This is a genomic window from Pseudohongiella sp. (assembly GCF_040877505.1).
In the GTDB taxonomy this organism is placed as follows: domain Bacteria; phylum Pseudomonadota; class Gammaproteobacteria; order Pseudomonadales; family Pseudohongiellaceae; genus Pseudohongiella.
The window spans coordinates 118358-137298 of the sequence record NZ_JBBDNQ010000028.1 but is presented as its reverse complement, the minus strand read 5'-3'; the positions used below and the strand labels follow the sequence as shown (position 1 = coordinate 137298).

The 18941-nt window shown below is 54.3% G+C and carries 15 protein-coding genes; 13 read left to right on the top strand and 2 right to left on the bottom strand.

Features of this window, described 5'->3' with window-relative positions; translation table 11 throughout:
- Nucleotides 1-61 precede the first annotated feature (61 nt).
- From WD071_RS10215 to WD071_RS10180, 8 genes are read left to right on the top strand one after another with little or no spacing between them, the layout of a single operon-like run.
- Nucleotides 62-1156: a glycosyltransferase family 4 protein gene (locus WD071_RS10215; RefSeq protein WP_368048272.1), complete on the top strand. Its 1095-nt coding sequence runs from the start codon at nucleotides 62-64 to the stop codon at nucleotides 1154-1156.
- Complete coding sequence (locus WD071_RS10210) at nucleotides 1153-3435, top strand: alginate lyase family protein (protein WP_368048271.1); 2283 nt, start codon at nucleotides 1153-1155, stop codon at nucleotides 3433-3435. The genes WD071_RS10215 and WD071_RS10210 overlap by 4 nt, the downstream gene beginning before the upstream one ends.
- On the top strand, nucleotides 3423-5390 hold the full coding sequence (asnB, locus tag WD071_RS10205) for an asparagine synthase (glutamine-hydrolyzing) (protein ID WP_368048270.1): 1968 nt from the start codon (nucleotides 3423-3425) through the stop codon (nucleotides 5388-5390). The genes WD071_RS10210 and asnB overlap by 13 nt, the downstream gene beginning before the upstream one ends.
- Nucleotides 5391-5394: 4 nt before the next feature.
- Nucleotides 5395-6666: a glycosyltransferase family 4 protein gene (locus tag WD071_RS10200; protein ID WP_368048269.1), complete on the top strand. Its 1272-nt coding sequence runs from the start codon at nucleotides 5395-5397 to the stop codon at nucleotides 6664-6666.
- Nucleotides 6663-7988 carry a nucleotide sugar dehydrogenase gene (locus tag WD071_RS10195; protein ID WP_368048268.1) on the top strand — a complete coding sequence of 442 codons (1326 nt, stop codon included), beginning with the start codon at nucleotides 6663-6665 and terminating at the stop codon, nucleotides 7986-7988. Before WD071_RS10200 ends, WD071_RS10195 begins: the two co-directional genes overlap by 4 nt.
- Nucleotides 7985-9637: a hypothetical protein gene (locus WD071_RS10190; RefSeq protein ID WP_368048267.1), complete on the top strand. Its 1653-nt coding sequence runs from the start codon at nucleotides 7985-7987 to the stop codon at nucleotides 9635-9637. The genes WD071_RS10195 and WD071_RS10190 overlap by 4 nt, the downstream gene beginning before the upstream one ends.
- 44 nt (nucleotides 9638-9681) lie before the next feature.
- Nucleotides 9682-10824, top strand: a complete 1143-nt coding sequence (locus WD071_RS10185) for a glycosyltransferase family 2 protein (RefSeq protein WP_368048266.1) — start codon at nucleotides 9682-9684, stop codon at nucleotides 10822-10824.
- A gap of 60 nt (nucleotides 10825-10884) precedes the next feature.
- Nucleotides 10885-11838 carry an SDR family oxidoreductase gene (locus WD071_RS10180; protein WP_368048265.1) on the top strand — a complete coding sequence of 318 codons (954 nt, stop codon included), beginning with the start codon at nucleotides 10885-10887 and terminating at the stop codon, nucleotides 11836-11838.
- A 36-nt stretch (nucleotides 11839-11874) separates the two neighbouring features.
- On the opposite strand, the gene WD071_RS10175 is transcribed toward WD071_RS10180, so the two are convergent.
- Complete coding sequence (locus tag WD071_RS10175) at nucleotides 11875-14328, bottom strand: hypothetical protein (protein WP_368048264.1); 2454 nt, start codon at nucleotides 14326-14328, stop codon at nucleotides 11875-11877.
- A gap of 347 nt (nucleotides 14329-14675) precedes the next feature.
- Between WD071_RS10175 and WD071_RS10170 the strand changes: the two genes are divergently transcribed.
- From WD071_RS10170 to WD071_RS10155, 4 genes are all read left to right on the top strand, one after another.
- On the top strand, nucleotides 14676-15179 hold the full coding sequence (locus WD071_RS10170) for an ATP-binding protein (protein WP_368048263.1): 504 nt from the start codon (nucleotides 14676-14678) through the stop codon (nucleotides 15177-15179).
- Nucleotides 15180-15312: 133 nt separating this feature from the next.
- The gene (locus tag WD071_RS10165; RefSeq protein WP_368048262.1) at nucleotides 15313-16239 is read left to right on the top strand and encodes a phosphatase RsbU N-terminal domain-containing protein; all 927 of its coding nucleotides are present in this window, start codon (nucleotides 15313-15315) and stop codon (nucleotides 16237-16239) included.
- Nucleotides 16236-16883 carry a response regulator gene (locus WD071_RS10160; RefSeq protein WP_368048261.1) on the top strand — a complete coding sequence of 216 codons (648 nt, stop codon included), beginning with the start codon at nucleotides 16236-16238 and terminating at the stop codon, nucleotides 16881-16883. Before WD071_RS10165 ends, WD071_RS10160 begins: the two co-directional genes overlap by 4 nt.
- 28 nt (nucleotides 16884-16911) lie before the next feature.
- The gene (locus WD071_RS10155) at nucleotides 16912-17538 is read left to right on the top strand and encodes a response regulator (RefSeq protein WP_368048260.1); all 627 of its coding nucleotides are present in this window, start codon (nucleotides 16912-16914) and stop codon (nucleotides 17536-17538) included.
- Nucleotides 17539-17572: 34 nt separating this feature from the next.
- Here the strand turns inward: WD071_RS10155 and WD071_RS10150 are convergent, their stop codons facing one another.
- Nucleotides 17573-17926, bottom strand: a complete 354-nt coding sequence (locus WD071_RS10150) for a winged helix-turn-helix domain-containing protein (protein ID WP_368048259.1) — start codon at nucleotides 17924-17926, stop codon at nucleotides 17573-17575.
- Nucleotides 17927-18035: 109 nt separating this feature from the next.
- Between WD071_RS10150 and WD071_RS10145 the strand changes: the two genes are divergently transcribed.
- Nucleotides 18036-18914 (top strand): transglutaminase family protein, encoded by an 879-nt coding sequence (locus WD071_RS10145; protein ID WP_368048258.1) that lies wholly within the window; start codon nucleotides 18036-18038, stop codon nucleotides 18912-18914.
- The last annotated feature ends 27 nt before the right edge of the window (nucleotides 18915-18941 follow it).

Genomic DNA, 18941 nt, shown 5'->3' with positions numbered 1-18941 from the left:
CGACACCAAAATCATCACCACCAAGGATCAACTTTCCATAATGGAATTGTCAGCAAATACAATGCCGAGCAGATCAGTCGACGATGTGACTTCTTTCAGACGCGTTGCGGTGATTGCGCCTGGACTCGACATTCTGGGCGGACAGGGAATACAGGCAGCAGCACTGGTGGAAGCGCTACGGGGCGAAGGTTTCGAGATTGATTTCATCCCCATGAACCCGACCTTTCCCGGCGGGCTTCGCTGGCTGCGCAAACTGCCCTACCTGCGCACCCTATTGAATCAGGTGCTCTACCGTTGGTCGCTGAAACGAATCGCCAGGGTCGACATAGTTCACCTGTTTTCAGCCTCCTACTGGTCATTTCTGCTGGCTCAGGTACCGGCAATAAAGGCCAGTCGTCAGTATGGCAAACCAGTGATACTCAACTACCACAGTGGTGAAGCCGATGATCACCTGCGCAACTGGGGCAAGCGCGTACATCCATGGCTGGCGATGGTCAACAGGATCGTTGTGCCATCAGTGTATCTTAAACAGGTGTTTGCCAACTATGGCTACGTCACACAGGTTATTCCCAATATTATCCGGCTTGATCAATTCAATTACCGCCTGCGCTCACCGCTGCAGCCTCGTCTGCTCTCGGTCAGGAATCTGGAATCCATCTACCGCATCGAAAACACGCTGGCGGCATTTGCCCTGATCAAAGCGAAACTGCCGGACGCAACCTTGATTATCGCCGGATACGGCAGCCTGGAAGCATCACTGAGGGCTTATGCCACAGAGAAAGGTCTGACCGACGTGCATTTTATCGGGCGTGTAGAGCCCGCTGACATTGCTGCCGTTTACGACAATGCCGACATCTTTATCAACTCATCGGTAGTCGACAACCAGCCGGTCTCTATTCTGGAGGCCTTTGCTGCGGGGCTGCCCGTCATCAGCACACCAACCGGTGATATTGCCTACATGATCAAGGATCAGGAGAACGGCATGCTGGTGCCGGCCGACGAGCCTGAGCGCATTGCTGAAGCCGTGTTCTGGCTCCTGAAACATGACCACGAAGCCAATACCCTGGCAACCCAGGCCAGAACTGACGCTGATAAATATACCTGGCGTCAGGTTCGCAAGGACTGGATGGATCTGTACAGCGGAGCACCGACATGAAAATGCAAAAGCTGCTAACCATGGCCCCTGCGGAAATCGCCTTTCGAGGACGGCAGGCCATGTTCAAAACCGCAGAACGGGTCGGACACAGTGCCCGAAGTCAAGTGCAACAGGAGCATGATCTGTTTGCCACGCTCGCCGGAGACGGCGGTGACTCCACCGACCCCGCGGCGCTGTACCGGTCGGGAGACATCGGCAAGGCCATGAAACGCTTGCAGGCAGATTTTCAACATGCCGCAGGTCATCGCTTCTTTACCGGCGCCACCGCGGTGCAGGCGCCGGATCTGTTGGCCAGCTATCTGCCGCGGATACGCAGCGAAATCGTTGAGTCAGCCGATGCTGTTTGCGCTGGTCATTTCCATACGCTGGGCTACGGCCGCCTGAGTTTTTACCATGGCACGAACCAGTTGAGTGTCAGCAATGACCTGATCAACTGGCATCTGGATGCAGTCTCCGGGACCATCTCACCTCTTGTGCACTGGAGTCGCATCAATGCACTGGATTTTGCCGAGGTCGGTGACAGCAAGGTGGTATGGGAACTGAACCGTCATCAATGGCTGATTCAACTGGGGCTAGCCTGGAAGCTTACCGGTGACAACAAATACACGGCGGTATTTTCCCGGCGCATGCAGGCGTGGATGCGGGACAACCCCACTGGCTACGGCATAAACTGGAGCAGCTCGCTGGAAGTCGCCTATCGCCTCATTTCATGGTGCTGGGCACTGGTTCTGTTCAAGGATTCAACTGACGTATCAGCACAATTCCAGGCCAGCATGATGTCGTGTTTGAGGACCCATGCCGAGCACGTTGAACGTTACCTCTCAACCTACTACTCACCCAATACTCACCTTACCGGCGAGGCACTTGCCCTGTACTATGCCGGTGTTTTATTCCCTGAAATAGGCGGAGCCAAACGTTGGCGCACGCTGGGCAGAAAAATACTTCTGCATCAATTTAACCGACAGGTTCACAACGACGGTGTGTACTTTGAGCAATCAACTCGCTACCAGTACTACACCGTGGAAATCTATCTGCAGTTTATGATTCTGTCTCAGCGCAATGGTGAGACCCTGCCCAAAGGCTTCTCGATGCGCGTTCAGGCCATGGTTGATTTCCTGCTCAACCTGCGTCGGCCAGACGGTACCGTGCCACAGATAGGTGATACGGATGGCGGCGCTCTGCTGTCAATTGTGCACAGGCAACCCGGTGACTACCAGGCATTGTTTGCCATCGCCGCGGCCTTGTTTGAACGCGAAGATTACGCCTGGGCCGCGGGCGACAGTACTGCCGAATTGATTTGCCTGCTGGGTCCGGTCGGCCACTATCGTTTCATGGCGCTGAAACAGAAAGCCCCGCCTGTCGTAGAGTCCTGCCTTTTCGCTGACGGTGGTTACCTGATCATGCGCGACGGCTGGCGCCCGCAGGGGCATCAACTCATATTTGATGTCGGCCCACTGGGGTGTTCAGACAGCGCAGCACATGGGCACGCAGATCTTCTATCCCTTCAGTGCAGTGCGTTCGGCGACAATTACCTGATTGATCCGGGTACCGGCAATTACACCAGTGAGCCGCAATGGCGCAATTATTTTCGCTGTACGCAGGCACACAGCACGGTGAGCGTAGACGGCCGCTCCCAGGCCATGCCCAACGGGCCTTTTTCGTGGCATGGACACCGCCCCCAGGCCTCTGTGCGCAGCTGTTGGACCACGCCCAATGTGTCAATGATTGATGCCAGTACCAACGCCTGGACAGACCTGCCCGACCCTGTTGTGCATCGACGTCGGGTGGTTTTTATCAGACGCAGTTACTGGATCGTGGTTGATGACCTGAGTGCAACGACATCGCATGACTACGATCTTCGTTTCCAGTTCGCACCGATTTCTGTGCACCTCGAACGCGAGGGCTGGCTAAGAGCCATCGGAACACGTGGCAGCTGTCTTCTTATGCACGTCAGTGCCAGCCATAAGCTGACATGCCAGATACAGAACGGCCAGCAGTCTCCACCGGCTGGCTGGGTATCCGAAAATTACGGACAACGCAGTCCGGCGCCGGCACTGAGTTGCGCGGCAAGGAGCTCAGGGCCGGTGCGTTTTGTCACGGTGCTGTATCCGCAGCTCGACGCCGCAGCGAAACCACCAGGTGTGCTGCTGGCACCATCAGTTAATGACCAGCGGTCAAGCTGCCTGCGCATCCGGATTGACCAGAACCACGATGATCGAATCGTGATTACAGACGACGACATCAGTGTCAACCAGGGAACAGCTGCATGTGTGGTATAGCCGGAGTACTAAAATTCGATTCCTGGTCTCATGTAGACGAGGACAATCTGATCGAAATGCGCGATACGCTTCGCCACCGGGGTCCCGATGGCGCGGGCATCATGACACAAGGGCGGATCGGGCTGGCCCACCGTCGCCTGGCCATCATCGATCTGAAGGGCGGACATCAGCCCATGCCCAACAGCAGCAATACCAGCTGGATTACCTACAACGGTGAGTTGTATAACTACAAGAGCCTGCGCACCCAACTGCAAGGCCTGGGGCAGTCGTTTGCGACGGACTCTGACACTGAGGTGCTGCTGCGCAGTTACGAAGTCTTTGGCGCCGACTGCATCCGCATGTTCGAAGGCATGTTTGCTTTTGCGATCTGGGACAGTGCTCGCCAGCGACTATTTATGGGTCGTGACCGGCTCGGAATCAAACCGCTGTATTTCAGCGTATCAGACTCTGAATTGCGTTTTGCCTCGGAAATTAAGGCGCTGCTGATCGCGCCAACGCAAACGCATACGTTCAACAAGGAAGTGCTCGCCGATTTTCTCGCTACCCGGTACGTTGCCGGTAGCGAGACCTTTTTTACCGGCGTACACAAACTGCTGCCCGCCCATACCCTGACGTGGTCGCCACATGATGGCCTCAGGATCAAGCGTTACTGGCAACCTCCCGCTACCAAAGACGACAACACCAGCACGGCTGACGACTATGTAGAACAGATTAAAAGTACTTTGGAAAATGCGGTGCGCAGTCATCTGATCAGTGATGTGCCTGTGGGTCTGTTTCTGTCCGGCGGACTTGACTCTACGGTGCTGGCGTCGATCATGGCACCCATGATTGACGAGCCCATCAAGACATTTTCGGTGGGTTTCAGCGAAGCTGCCGCCAACGAGCTGTCTTATGCGCAAATGGCGGCCTCCGCCACAGGCTCTGATCACTACGAGCTTGAGGTCACGCCGGAACAGTTCTTCGCGGCATTGCCGCACCTGATCTGGCACGAGGACGAACCGCTGGCGTTTACCTCCAGTGTGCCATTGCATTTGCTGTCAAAGCTGGCCAGCGAACATGTCAAAGTTGTGCTGACCGGTGAAGGCGCCGATGAGCTGTTTATCGGTTACGACTACCGGTATCGGGTCACCGCGCTGAATCAACGCTGGGGCAATCGTTTTAACAGCGTCAGCACCAGCCGGGGCCGACAACGCATAGCCGACATGATCCCCCGGCTTCCCAGGCAAATACGCCGGTACGCGGAGCGCAGTTTTCTGTCCCTGGGCACAGAGCCGCGCCAGTTGTTCTGTGAAAATTTTTCCGTGTTCCGTGACCAGCAACGTGCCGCCGTACTAAACGGGTCCGACGCTCCGGCAAGTGATCCGCATCGTCACGCACTGGGTTTTTTTGCCTCTGCCGGTGACGACATTATTCAGTGCATGAGCCACGCTGATCTGCAGACCTATCTGGTAGAGCTGCTGATGAAGCAGGATCAGATGAGCATGTCTGCTTCGCTGGAAAGCCGCGTGCCGTTTCTCGACAATCATCTGGTGGAGCTGGTGTCAGCCATCCCGACCCGTTTCAAGCTGCAAGGCTGGCAGACCAAGTCTTTGTTGCGTGCAGCGGTGCGCGACACTGTTCCAATTGAAATTCTGCAACGCAAAAAAATGGGATTCCCGGTACCTATCAGCGCATGGCTGCGTGGTCAGTTCTGGCCATTGCTGGAAGACATGCTGCTGAGTGAACGTGCCCGTTCGCGAGGACTGTTTGATACCGAAGCGGTTCACGCTCTGGCGCATGAACACCGCCAGGGCAAGGCCGATCATGGCGAGCGCTTGTGGCTGCTGCTGAATCTGGAGATCTGGCAACGCATCTTTGTCGACGGCGAGCATCCGTCACAGGTGTACTCGGATACCGCTTCAGTTGAGAAACTGATTCACCACGCACCCGGCTCGATCGCCACATTTGCAGGTTAACAAGATGGACAATCGTTTACATATTCTCTGGGTGAAGATGGGGGGATTGTGGCCAATCACCTCTGGCGGGCGTCTGCGCAGTTTTCATATCATTGACGAGCTATCCCGCCATCACAACGTTACCGTTCTGACCACAAGCGATTCAGAAAGCGAAAATACAGCGTTGAGCAGTCATCTTCCTGACTGCCAGCGCGTTAAATCCTTCCTGTTCAAACCGCCCAAAAAAGACAGCAGGAAGTTCATCGGGTCTCTGGCTGCATCCTGGCTGACACCCCTGCCTGTTGATCTCTACAAGTACCAGTGCCCGGCGCTGCGCCGGGAAGTCGAATCCGAGTTAAACAGCGGCAGATTTGATCTTTGTATTGCTGACTTCCTGACCTCTGTACCCAACATACCGTTGCAGGGCAGAACACCCAAAATTCTTTTCTCACATAACGTGGAGTACATGATATGGCGCAGGTTATACGACAACGAAAAAAACTGGCTAAAGCGATTTTTGCTGGCCATCGAGTGGCGAAAAATGCGGCGCAGTGAAACGCAGGCCTGCAATGCAGCAGCGGCCACCATTGCAGTCTCCAAAGAAGATGCCCGGTTGTTGCTGCAGGGCAGCCCTGAGGCCCGAATCACCTCCGTGGTAACCGGGGTCGACATCAACTTCTTCAAGCCCGACGCTGCCAAAGGCAAACATCCGACATCACTGGTATTCAGTGGTTCCATGGACTGGCATCCAAACGAAGATGCCATTTTGCACTTCATGGACAGGATCCTGCCCATCATCAGGCTGGAGATACCCGATGCCAGACTGAGCATTGTCGGGCGCAATCCGTCTGAGCGTCTGCAGGCAGCAGCGAAGATCGCCGACGTTGAAGTCACCGGCACCGTTGCGGACATACGACCATGGCTGCATCGAGCCGCCGTGTATATCGTACCGCTGCGAGTGGGCGGTGGCACAAGACTGAAAATCTATGAAGCGCTGGCCATGGGAAAAGCCGTGGTCTCTACCACCATCGGCGCCGAAGGCCTGAACCTGCGCAACGACGTTCATCTATTGCGCGCTGACGGCGAGAAGGAATTTGCCAGACAGACTGTACGGCTACTGCGTAACCCGGAGCTTGCGCAGGATCTTGGCATGGCCGGGCGTCAGCTCATGGAGGCCAACTACGCCTGGTCACAGGTCGCACGCCAGTTCGAGAACCTGTGCCGGGAGGCGTTGCCTTCAGCACAGAATTCTACCCATCAACAATTTGAATCAAATCACGGCAAGGATCAGTTATGAGTCATATCAAAACCATCAGTATATTCGGACTGGGTTACGTCGGTTGTGTCAGTGCAGCCTGTTTTGCCAATGCCGGCTTCAACGTGATTGGCGTTGACATCAACGAAGAGAAAGTGATGCTGCTCAATGCCGGCAAGTCACCGATCGTTGAGCCCGGTCTGGATGAGCTACTGGCCAAGCTGACAAAAACAGGTCAAATTCGCGCAACTGTATCGTGCGAAGAGGCGATTCTCGAATCTGACCTGGCGTTTATCTGTGTGGGCACCCCTGGCAATGAATTCGGTGAACTGCAATTGGGTGCACTGCGACACGTGAGCGAAGAAATAGGCGCCGCTCTGCAATCAGAGAGTCGACAGTTTACTGTTATCGTGCGCAGCACGGTATTACCCGGAACCACCCAGAAGAACGTCATTGAACCCTTGTACAAAGCGGCAGGCGCCTATGCCCGATCCAGAATCAAGGTCGCGGTTAACCCTGAATTCATGCGTGAAGGTACTGCGCTGCATGATTTTGCCAATCCACCGTATACGCTTGTGGGCTGCGAAGATGATGCCACCAGTGCCCTGCTGAGAAGCCTGTACGCAAGCGTTGAGGCGCCGTTTGTGGTGACGCAGATCACCACTGCGGAAACCGTCAAGTACGTATCCAACACCTACCATGCACTCAAAGTCTGCTTTGCCAACGAAATCGGTGATGCCTGTGAACGCCTTGCAGTTGACGCCCAGGAAGTCATGCGCATCTTTGCCATGGATACCAAACTCAATGTGTCAGCAGCCTATCTGCGACCCGGATTCGCCTTCGGTGGTTCGTGCCTGCCCAAGGATGTCAAAGCGTTGCTTTATGCCGCGCATCATCTGGACGTCAACATGCCGCTGCTCAACGCCATCATGCCGTCGAATCAGGCCCAGATTCAGCGTGCGATAAACTCGGTGCTGGCATCGGGTGCAAAAAAAGTGGGCGTGGTGGGTCTGTCGTTTAAGCCTGACACTGACGATATGAGAGAAAGCCCGATGGTGACAGTTGTTGAATCCCTGATTGGCAAGGGACTGGCCATCAAGATACTGGATGCCAATGTCGCCATCGCCAAATTGACGGGGGCCAACCGACAATACATTGTGGAAGAAATCCCGCACATATCCATGTTGATGTGTGACACAGCGGAAGCGTTGATAGAACACGCCGAAGTGCTGGTGATTGGCAGCGACAGCGCAGAAGCGGCACGGGTCATGAGAAACGCACGCGCTGACCAGACCGTGATTGACCTGACCCGGGGCTGGCTCAGGATAAAAATGGAAAAGACCGCCAAAGCCAAAGCCGCATGAATGTCCGTCATGCCCTGTACCTGAGCACTGCCATGACAGGGATCCTGTTCATGGCTGTCGCCGACACCAAAACCGTAGTGCGGGCGACAGCCATGCCGCCGCTGAGCGTCGAATTACCCAACGACGCCGGTTTAACACAGGCATCAGGGCGTACGCTTCGGGTGGGACCTGACGACAGTTTGCAGCAAGCACTGAACCAGGCCGGATCAGGCGATATCATTGAACTGGAAGCGGGTGCCAGGTATTACGGCCCCTTTGTTTTGCGCCAGCACGCCGGCCCTGACTGGATCACCATTGTCAGTCGCAGTGACAACGGGCTCTCGCTGCCCGACCCGGGGACACGGGTTTCGCCATCCGATGCAGGCGCCATGGCCACACTGGTGGCAAGCGGTACTGCCGTTATCAAAACCGATCCGGCGGCGGCGCGGTATCGTTTCATTGGTATCGAAATAAAACCCGGTAACCGGGGCAATGTGGCGAACCATGTTGCCGGCACCCGGCGCACGACTACCAATCTGGTGGAACTGAGTTCGGGCGACAACAGCCTGGCACAAATGCCCCATCACATTGTTTTTGAGCGCAGTTACCTGCACGGCGACCCGGTGTACGGTACCCGCCGTGGTGTGGTCATGAACGGTGCCCATATCGCCGTGATCGACTCGCACCTGTCCGGCTTCAAGAGCATGGACGATGCGCAGGCGGTTGCCGGCTGGGAAGGCACCGGTCCGTTTCTGATTCGCAACAATTATCTTGAAGCCGCCGGCGAGAATCTGATGTTCGGTGGCGCCGACCCGGCAATCAAACACCGCGTACCGTCAGACATCAGCATCCTTGGCAATCACTTTTCCAAGCCCTTGTCATGGCAGCGCATGCACCCGTCGCACGATGGTTCAACATGGACAGTGAAGAATCTGCTGGAGCTGAAAAACGCTCAACGTGTGCTGATTGAGGGCAATCTTTTTGAACACAACTGGGCTCAATCGCAAAACGGTTTTGCCATTTTGTTTACGGTCCGGAATCAAGACGGCGGCTCTCCGTGGTCTCGTGTACAGGATGTGACTTTTACCAACAATATAGTACGCCATGTCGGCGCGGGTATCAGCATACTGGGCCGGGATAATCTGCATCGCAGCCACCGTAGCGAACATCTGACAATCAGCAACAACCTGTTTTACGACATCGGCGATCAGTGGGGCAACGGCCGTCTGTTTCAGCTGTTGAACAGCCCTGCCAATATCGTGATAAACAATAATACCGCGATGCAGACAGACGCCATCATCTGGCTGGAAGGCGATCCCATCCCCGGGGCGCAGATCCGGAACAATATTTTCATGCACAACAGCACCGGTATCAGTGGCACCGGGACAGCACCGGGGACACAAAGCCTGAACGCCTATCTTGAATCGCCTGCGATCATTACCGGCAACATCCTGATAGGCGCTGACCGGACACCCTACCCTGATGGTATCAGACGTGTGCGGGAATCCGCGGCCGTGGGATTTGTCAACGCCGGGACGTCCGATTACCGGCTGCGCGCTGCTGCTGACGAGCACCAGGGTGCCAGCGCAGAAATTACACCCGGCGTTGATTTCGATCTGTTGTGTGCAGCCTTGTCTGTCTCTGAGCGACCGGCCTACTGTTTTCCATAAGACTATCCGCCAAACCACAAAACTATTGTGACCGGAGCAGTGCCATGTCAGTACTTTTCGGGTTCAGCGCCATCATGCTGTTCTACGTGTTTATGGGTTATCCACTAGTGCTCGCGGCATGGGCCCGGTTCCGACTCAATCCGCCGTGCGCCGGTGATTACGAACCCGGAATCAGTGTTTTGATTATCGCCTACAACGAACAGGCAACGATCAGAAACAAAATACTGAATCTGTTGGCGCTGGACTACCCCAAAAACAAACTGCAGATTGTTATCGCCTCGGATGCTTCTACCGACGGCACTGAAAGAATTGTAAGCGAGTACAGCGAACACGGCATACAGCTTCACCGCAGACGAACCCAAAGCGGCAAGCCCAGCAGCCTGAATGCGATCATCCCGCAACTGGCTGGTGACCTTGTGGTTCTGATGGACGCCAGGCAATCCGTGGCGCCCAATTGTCTCCGGGCCCTGGCAAGGAATTTCCGGGATGCCAGCGTCGGGGCCGTCAGCGGTGAACTACACCTGGCGCCTGCCCCAGCCGGTCCGACCGGCAACAACGGGATGGCCAGTGGTGTCGGATTTTACTGGCGTTATGAAAAATTCATACGTCGCCTGGAATCCGGGATAGATTCTTCTGTGGGGGTCAGCGGTGCCCTGTACGCCATACGCAAAGACCTGTTCCTGACCATCAAACCGGATACGCTGCTGGATGATCTGCTGATACCGATGAACGTGGTGCGCCAGGGCTATCGCGTTGTGTTTGAACCAGAGGCCGCGGCAACCGATTCTGCACCGGTCAACGCGCGCAGTGAATTTGGCAGAAAAGTGCGCACCATTGCAGGCAACTTCCAATTGCTGTCCAGAGAAACCTGGTTGCTGAATCCGGCAGTCAATCGAATCTGGCTACAGACGGTATCCCACAAATTACTTCGCCTCACAGCACCGGTTTTTTTGCTCACGCTGCTGATCAGTAATGCATTTTTATTAGAGCATCTGCTGTTCCGTGCCACTTTCCTGCTACAGATGATTTTCTACAGTGCAGCTCTGATTGGCATGATTTCGGCCTCACGCCGGACAAGCAGTCGGGCACTGGCAATTCCGTACGCATTCTGTGTGCTCAACTGGGCCACCGTCATCGGATTCTTTCGTTTCCTGATCGGACAGCAACAGATTGTCTGGAAACGCTAGCAGTCCTCTTTCTCTGCATCACCAACCGTTCGTAAACAAGTCCCATCCAGGAGGAACAAAATGAACTATCTCGTTACCGGGGGCGCCGGCTTTATCGGCTCCCACATCGCTGCCTATCTGTGTTCGCAAGGTCAATCCGTGCGCGTGCTCGACAACTTTTCATCGGGGAAACGCGAGAATCTTTCCGGTCTTGACCTCACCGTCATCGAAGGGGACATTCGTGATCCCGCCTGTGTCAGCGCTGCGGTCGAGGGGGTTGATACCATATTTCATCAGGCCGCCCTGTGTTCGGTCGCACGTTCGATGATGGAACCGGCGCTGACACATGACATCAATGTTACCGGCACCATGAATCTGCTGGAAGCGGCACGCAAGGCTGACGTGAGACGCTTTGTCATGGCCTCCTCTTCTGCCGTGTACGGTGACTCAGAGGTATTTCCCAAACACGAAAGCATGCCAACTGATCCCATGTCTCCTTATGCGGTGTCCAAACTGGTCTGTGAGCACTATTGCCAGCTGTACTATAAGGCCTATGGTCTGGATACAGTTGCGCTACGCTACTTCAATGTATTCGGGCCCAGACAGAATCCTGATTCGGAGTATTCCGCTGTCATTCCGCGCTTCGTCCGCGCCATGGTGCAAGGCGTACCGCCCCATATTTACGGTGACGGCTCCCAGTCTCGCGACTTCACCTATGTCAACGACATCGTACAGGCCAATATCGCCGCAGCAACCAGCTCCGATGCCCGCGGTCAGGTAATGAACATTGCCTGTGGCAATCGCTGGAGCCTGCTGGATCTTGTCAGCAGACTGGAAAATCATATTACCTGTGATGCTGACCCGATTTTTGAGAAAGCACGCGCGGGCGATGTAAAACACTCACAGGCATGCATTAAAAAAGCGCAAAAACTGATCGCTTTTGCGCCGGAAGTGGACTTTGACGAAGGCCTGCGTCGCACCGTTGACTGGTTTGCGACGCAACATCATATCCCTGAGATTCGCCTGGCAGTGTGACCTGTACTGTTGCCAGTCAAGCCACACCCTGGCTCATCAGTCGGTTTCAAATTCGACATCTCGTAATGCGGCACCCAGTCCAAAAAATGACACCCCTGAATACAAAGGCTGGGTTGACCGGTTTGAGCTGGTGTAAAACACCGCGCCATTGCGTGAATACTCAATTTTCCCGTTCCTGACGGCGATGCTGAAGCTGTCACCGGACCGGAAACTTGTGTCTGCGCGGTGCGCGCCATATTCACGCACCTCGGCGATACCATTTTGCAATCTAAGACCGAAATCCAGCGAACTCGCATCCGGTATGGATTGTGAACGGGTAAAACCGGCAAACAGCAGCGGGTCTGTAGAATCAGCTGTGAATGTCATGCGTGCTGAACCGCCAGCGGCGATCTTTGCGGAAATTGCACCTGAGTCCGGACAGCCCTGGCAGCCTGCTGATTTGACCAGCCAGCCGCCGTCAACTCGCACATTCAGCACGCGTCCCCAGTCCACGCCGGTTGCCGGTTTTTTTGCACCGTTGTCTGCCGGTTGCGACGGTCCGACCAGATTAGGGTTTGTTGAACCCGGACGGTTTACGGAAAATAACACGTTAGACATCGTGGCCCCCTTATGGAAGAAGGTCAGTGCCGAATACAGATTGTGAGTAGCCCTGCCGTAGCTGGTATAGAACACGACGCCATTGCGGGTATATTCGACCTTGCCATTATTGATCAACACAGCAAAACGGTCGCCACGATTGTAAGGGGTATCGGCTCGATAACCACCATATTCCCTGACTACTGCAAGCCCACTCTGGAACCACAGACCAAATTCGGCAGCGGAGGCGTCGGGTATCGACTGCGAGCGGGTAAATCCTGCACCCATCATCTCCCAGGTAGAATCCACGGTAAATTCAAGTTTGCCAAAGTCCGGTGTGGCAGCTTGCGTGGATACCATGCCCACATCGGGGCAACCGCTACAACCACCCGTCTTGACTACGGTGCCACCTGACGTATGCAGGTTGCCTGAGGGCTGCCAGGTAACCGCACCGGGGGTGACAGTGGGTTGCTCGACTTTGACCGGTTGAACGGGTTGCTGCCAGTTACCGGGAGAACTGTCGTTGTCATCGTTGTCGTCATAGTCGGTTTCGTCATAGTCATTGTCGCCGTGATCAGTGATACCTGTCAGCAGCTGATCCGGAACACGAACCACAAACACATCCAGTCTTCCACCGTCCAGATTGCTGGTCCAGAGGAAATACTTACCGGTAACGTCAAGATTGCCTTTGGAGAATCGGGCATATTCATTGCGCCCTCCGGGAGCATCAAGATTGGTCATCGTCGGCGCGACCACAACGGAGGCACCAGAGCCATCCAGGGTAACGCACACAACTTCGTTGGCGTGAACCCCCTTTCCCCGATTGACGCTGCTGCCACATGCATATTGCTGTCGACCAGGCAGGTCTGCGCGGGCATTGGTATGAGACAGATGTGCGGGGGCGAAATTTTTCCAATCATTATTGCTATATACCGGTTTGCCCTGGAGTCGGCTTTGCGTCAGATCCCACATTTTCCAGCTGTTGGCTTTTTTGTCCCAGTTGTCCGCGGCAATCATGTAACCGTGCCCGACATCAGAGTGACCACCGGCACCGTCTTCATCCAGTAGCAATCGCTGTTCGCCGGTACGCAGGGTAACAATCAGGTTGTCTTCGCCCTTTTTGCCATCAATATTGGCTTTGATGATAAGAAATTCGCCACTGCGATCAATCTGGCATTCATCGAATTCACGTGTAACAGGAAATACGTGGTACCTGCCTGTATTTTCATCGTAAGCCATGCAACCCTGTACATCGTAGTTTTTGTTGTCACGCACGGTTGCCGAGTGCACACGATCATTGTCGCTGGAGTGCACCTGGAACACGTGGTACCCCGCGCCCAACTGATTAGTGACATCAAAAACGGTCTGCATCTGTTCGGTGATTACATCAAAACGGACAAGTTTGGGCCCGTCATTGAGGTAAAGCTTGGTGGGCATGGTTGCACTGAAATACCAGCCCTCGCCGCTGGCCCAGCTCAGACGATGGGATTCGGGAAACAATGCACCCAGGTCAACCAGATTACCTGTGGTTTTGTTCAATTCGTACAAACTGGGGCCACGACCTCCACGATGGCGATCCAGGCCCAGAAAAATAAGCATGGATTCTTTGCCAATATGGTTATTCATGTTGCGCCAGTATGAATAGCCGGTATAGTTCACGCAGTCATTGCCATTGCAGTCACTGGCATTGGTCAGCCGGAATCCCTGAGTGTTATAGGGTGCAGGGAACCTGAAGGCCCCGCGATCCGGCACAAAGCCGTTGATCTGGTGCTTTCCCACTGCGGCCCTGGCGACGGCAGATCCGGGGTTTTCGAGTATGCCTCCTGATGAAAAAGGCTGAGCCTCAGCGTGGAAAACGCAGAATAGCGCGGCGATTGCGCATGCGTTACTCAGCATACGGTGGTGATGGGACATAATTTTTCTCCAGCTGAATACCTTTCAGCGCCTGGTGTTTCATGGTGGTTAAATAACAAGGACTACCAGGTAGGTCCTGCCAGCCGAATTTTTAGACCTGATTTTTTCGATTAATTCGCATGCCACCGGTAACGTTCATGTAACAACTGAGAAGCAGGAAGATCCATGCGCTTGTCATCCGACGTACGTGTCTGTTGTCAAGATCAGGTGTCAAATGATCAGGTGCCAAATGATCTGAACAACTGCCACGTTATGTACGATTTCGTACATACGTACGTCATGCCAAATGCTAGGTTTTTACCAGATTCAATTTTGTTGTTATGAGAAAATGTTACGAGAAAAACTATATGAACGAAGAATCAGTAAGCTACCTTCCCGTGACGCAACACGACCCTGCAACCCACGACTCCCCTGCGGTTCAGGGAATCGGCGATCGCAAACAAATCCGTATTTCAGGTCCTCAGGACATTGTCGAAGCGCGGCAAAAAGGTCGCATCATGACGCAGGAGATTGGCTGCACCCCCACGCAGTCCACGCTGGTCGCCACCGCCATCTCGGAACTGGCCCGGAATATTATTCTTTACGCTGAACACGGCGAGATCACGCTGGTCAAAATTGCCGGCGACGGTAAAGTTGGATTGCAGATTATCGCCACCGACAAGGGCCCCGGCATACAGAACATCGCCCGCGCGATGATAAACGGATTCTCCACCTCTGGTGGCCTGGGCCTGGGCCTGCCGAGTTTGAAACAAATCGCAGACAGCTTCACGATAACCAGCAAGCCCGGGCAAGGGGTACGGGTAGACATGCTGATGTGGCTGGGGGACAAATCTGGGCAGGTTAAAGCCTGAATACAGCAACAAATGGCTGACTCGAAAATAAACTGCATATATTTGACGTCTATGTGCGTAGATGCACAGAAGGAATTGCTGGAACTGCTAATCTGCCATTAAATTGACGCACGTTACACGGATGGGCGACTTAATGCAGACACTAACGGAACTCAGGGGGCAGAACCACTACCAGGCACTGCTCAACTCGTATTTTAATACCAAAGATGAAGACGGTCTGACGGTTGCCTACGATATCGGCAGAGACAAGTTACGCAACGGTGTTGGTCTGCTTGATCTGACCGAAACCCACCAACTGGCGCTGAATGAACTGATTCTGGCGGCCGGACATTCCCGATCGGAACGGCAAAGCATTAACAGCGCTGCCAGCAACTTTCTGCGTGAAGTGCTTTCCCCGTTTGAAGTTGCCCGCTTAAGCAATCGCGAATCCAATGACGCCCTGGTCAAACTGTACGATGTCTTCGAAAACGAGGCCAAACGCATCGCCCACAGACTGCACGACGATTCGGCTCAGATGCTGGCGGTGGTCTATCTTGAGCTGGCAGAAATTGCCAAGAACTCTGACCCTGATACGTCAACGCGCATACAGGGTGTGTTCGGTCTGCTGGATGAAATTTGCGCGCAGCTGCGCAACCTTTCGCATGAACTACGCCCCATCGTGCTGGACCAGTTGGGACTGATGCCGGCACTTAAACTGCTGACAGACGGTGTCCAGTCGCGCAGTTCATTGACCATTGACCTGAGCGGCGACGCCGGCGGCAGGATCAACCCCGCCGTTGAGACCGTTATTTACCGTACCGTGCAGGAAGCACTTAACAATGTGTGCCGTCACGCCAACGCCAGCTACGCCGAGGTCCATGTGTGGCGCGATCATGACTCCATCTACTGCTCCATCAGTGACAAAGGCGATGGTTTCAGACCATCACGAAACAAAACCGAATGCTCGTCCGGCCTCGGCCTGATCGGCATCAAAGAGAGAGCCAGGGCCCTGGGCGGCAGATGTGAAATTTTGTCAAAACCTGGATTGGGAACTACACTACAAGTGGCGATACCTTTATGAACAATTTAAAACAAAAACGTGTTGTTGTAGCTGATGATCATGCCATGTTCCGACAGGGCCTGATAACCATGCTGGAAAAAGCAGAATTCGACGTAGTCGGGGAAGCCGAGAATGGCCATGAAGCGATCCGCCTTGTCCGACAACTGACACCTGACCTGGCCATACTTGACTTCAGCATGCCGCTCCTCAATGGTATCGACTCGGCGCGCGATATACAGCGTCGTTCCCCCGATACCCAGATCATTCTGCTCACCATGTATGACGATGACACCTGTGTACTGGAAGCGCTACGGGCAGGTATTCGCGGATATGTATTAAAGAACCAGACCGGTTCCGAGCTGATCAAGGCGCTTCAGGAGGTCATGAAGGGCTCGGTTTATCTGAGCCCCGGCATTTCCGACGCCGTGGTGAACGCTTACGTGTCCGGTGGTGACTCGAAAGACGTAGACGCACTGAGTGAACGCGAGCGCCAGGTACTCCAGCTTATCGCAGAAGGACACACCACAAAAACCATCGCTGCCATGCTTTTTGTCAGCGTTAAAACGGCCGAATCGCACCGCACTCATATCATGCAGCGCCTGGACATTCACAATATTGCCAATCTGGTCCGTTATGCGATTCGCCGCGGCATGATCAAAGCCTGAACTAACCTGGAATGGGAGTGGTACAAACTTGAATATAGTCCTGGCAGATGATCACGTCATGTTTCGCCACTGCGTGCGGAATATGCTGGAAACTGCCGGTGTCACCATTGTCGGCGAGGCATCAAATGGACCTGACGCGCTGGCCATGACAACAGAACTTGTGCCGGATTCGGTCGTGCTCGATATCAACATGCCGGGCAAGAACGGCCTCGAAGTGGCAAGGGAGATAGCCCAGCTGGGTCTGGCAACAAAAGTGGTTATGTTGACAATGGACCGGGATGAAAGCTGCTTTCAGGAGGCATTTCGTGCCGGCGTTAAAGCCTACGTATTAAAGACACAAGCCTCAGCGGATCTGATGCAGGCCCTGCACGAAGTCAGTCGGGGCCGGCTGTATATCAGTCCGGAGGTGACTGGCACCCTGGTGCAGGCTTACCTCAGGCATAATGATGACGCCGGTGTTCGTCTTTCCCTGCGGGAACGGCAAATTCTGCAACTGGTCGCCGAGGGATCGATTACCCGGGAAATAGCCGAGTTGCTCAATCTTTCGGTCAAGGCGGTTGAATCACATCGCACCCAGTTAATGCGCAAACTCGACACAACCAATATCGCCGGGCTGGTGCGTCACGCTGTGCGCATGCGAGTGGTCAGCCCCTGATAACAAAGCACCGGGTATCATGGTGCACCACTTGTTAACGACTGACCCATTCCGGCGAAAACGCCATACGATAGCCAACATGACGCACTGTAATGATCAGTTCACCGGCCTCGCCCAGTTTTTTGCGTAATCTGCCCACATGGACATCAACAGTTCGGGTCTCCAGAAGGGTGACGTTGCCGTAGGACCACACACGCTTCAGAAGCGACTCCCGGCTGACGACCTTGCCCCGTTCTTCCATCAGGGTTTTTAACAACAGATACTCTATATAGGTCAGGCCAACTGTCTCGCCTGCCACAAGGACCAGCCAGTGTTTTGTATGAATAGTAATACTGCCCGCAGAAATACTGTCCGCTTCGATGTCAGTCACGTCGGAATGAAAACTCATGGTTAATGTTTACAACTTACAGAAAAAGGTGTCCCATAGTAGGTCGTCACGCAGTTCGATATAAGCAGGTAAGTACCCCATTTTCGCTCATTCAGAGATTCTTGTTGATATGGTCAGATTAAAATTTTCCATCACCTTGGGCTATCAGATATTCAGTTCACACAGTGACTTTATCTTTAACTTCCACCCCGCTCAGACAGATAGACAGACGGTGATTGAGGAAACTCTCACCATCCGACAGGATGTTATTGCCAGGACCCTGACTCTGGATGCCGAAGGTATTCGCTACCTTCGGCTGCAGGCCAGGCAAGGTGACCTGACCCTGTCATATCAGGGTACTGTTGACATCAATCACCATCACGAAGATCCGGACTCTTTACATGAAATGCCAGTGTCAGAAATACCACTGGATGTGCTGACTTACATCTATCCCAGCCGATACTGCCAGTCAGACAAATTTGCAGCGTTGGCCAATTTTGAATTTGGCCACATGAATCCAGGCTATTACCGCGTCATTGCCATACGTGACTGGGTGACACGTCGAACACAATTTGTCAGCGGTAGCTCCGGCGGAACAACGTCAGCCCTGGAAACGCTGCTTGATCACAAGGGCGTGTGTCGCGATTTCGCGCATTTGATGATAACGATGTGTCGCGCACTGAATATACCGGCGAGGTTTGTGTCAGGTATCGACTACGGCGCCGACCCCGGTCTTGGCCCGCCCGATTTTCATGCCTACGTGGAAGTAATGCTGAGCGGGCGCTGGTATCTGTTTGACCCCAGCGGTGTCACCCAGCCCATGGGGCTGGTTCGTCTGGGCACCGGCAGGGACGCAGCCGATGTTGCGTTTGCCAATGTGTTTGGCAATGTGCTGGCCGGCACACCGGTCATTCACATCGACGCGATAGAGGATGCCGCCAGCGGCATAACGCTACCGGTGTTTACGCATGATGCCCTGTCCAGTACGGATCAGCATCGCGCCAGCTAATCACTGTCTATTCTGCTTATTCTGCGG

Excerpts from the sequence above, each read along its gene's own strand:
- WD071_RS10215 (WP_368048272.1), top strand. The coding sequence starts at position 62 with ATGCCGAGCAGATCAGTCGACGATGTGACTTCTTTCAGACGCGTTGCG.
- WD071_RS10210 (WP_368048271.1), top strand. The coding sequence starts at position 1,153 with ATGAAAATGCAAAAGCTGCTAACCATGGCCCCTGCGGAAATCGCCTTT.
- asnB (WP_368048270.1), top strand. The coding sequence starts at position 3,423 with ATGTGTGGTATAGCCGGAGTACTAAAATTCGATTCCTGGTCTCATGTA.
- WD071_RS10200 (WP_368048269.1), top strand. The coding sequence starts at position 5,395 with ATGGACAATCGTTTACATATTCTCTGGGTGAAGATGGGGGGATTGTGG.
- WD071_RS10195 (WP_368048268.1), top strand. The coding sequence starts at position 6,663 with ATGAGTCATATCAAAACCATCAGTATATTCGGACTGGGTTACGTCGGT.
- WD071_RS10190 (WP_368048267.1), top strand. The coding sequence starts at position 7,985 with ATGAATGTCCGTCATGCCCTGTACCTGAGCACTGCCATGACAGGGATC.
- WD071_RS10185 (WP_368048266.1), top strand. The coding sequence starts at position 9,682 with ATGTCAGTACTTTTCGGGTTCAGCGCCATCATGCTGTTCTACGTGTTT.
- WD071_RS10180 (WP_368048265.1), top strand. The coding sequence starts at position 10,885 with ATGAACTATCTCGTTACCGGGGGCGCCGGCTTTATCGGCTCCCACATC.
- WD071_RS10175 (WP_368048264.1), bottom strand. The coding sequence starts at position 14,328 with ATGTCCCATCACCACCGTATGCTGAGTAACGCATGCGCAATCGCCGCG.
- WD071_RS10170 (WP_368048263.1), top strand. The coding sequence starts at position 14,676 with ATGAACGAAGAATCAGTAAGCTACCTTCCCGTGACGCAACACGACCCT.
- WD071_RS10165 (WP_368048262.1), top strand. The coding sequence starts at position 15,313 with ATGCAGACACTAACGGAACTCAGGGGGCAGAACCACTACCAGGCACTG.
- WD071_RS10160 (WP_368048261.1), top strand. The coding sequence starts at position 16,236 with ATGAACAATTTAAAACAAAAACGTGTTGTTGTAGCTGATGATCATGCC.
- WD071_RS10150 (WP_368048259.1), bottom strand. The coding sequence starts at position 17,926 with ATGAGTTTTCATTCCGACGTGACTGACATCGAAGCGGACAGTATTTCT.
- WD071_RS10145 (WP_368048258.1), top strand. The coding sequence starts at position 18,036 with ATGGTCAGATTAAAATTTTCCATCACCTTGGGCTATCAGATATTCAGT.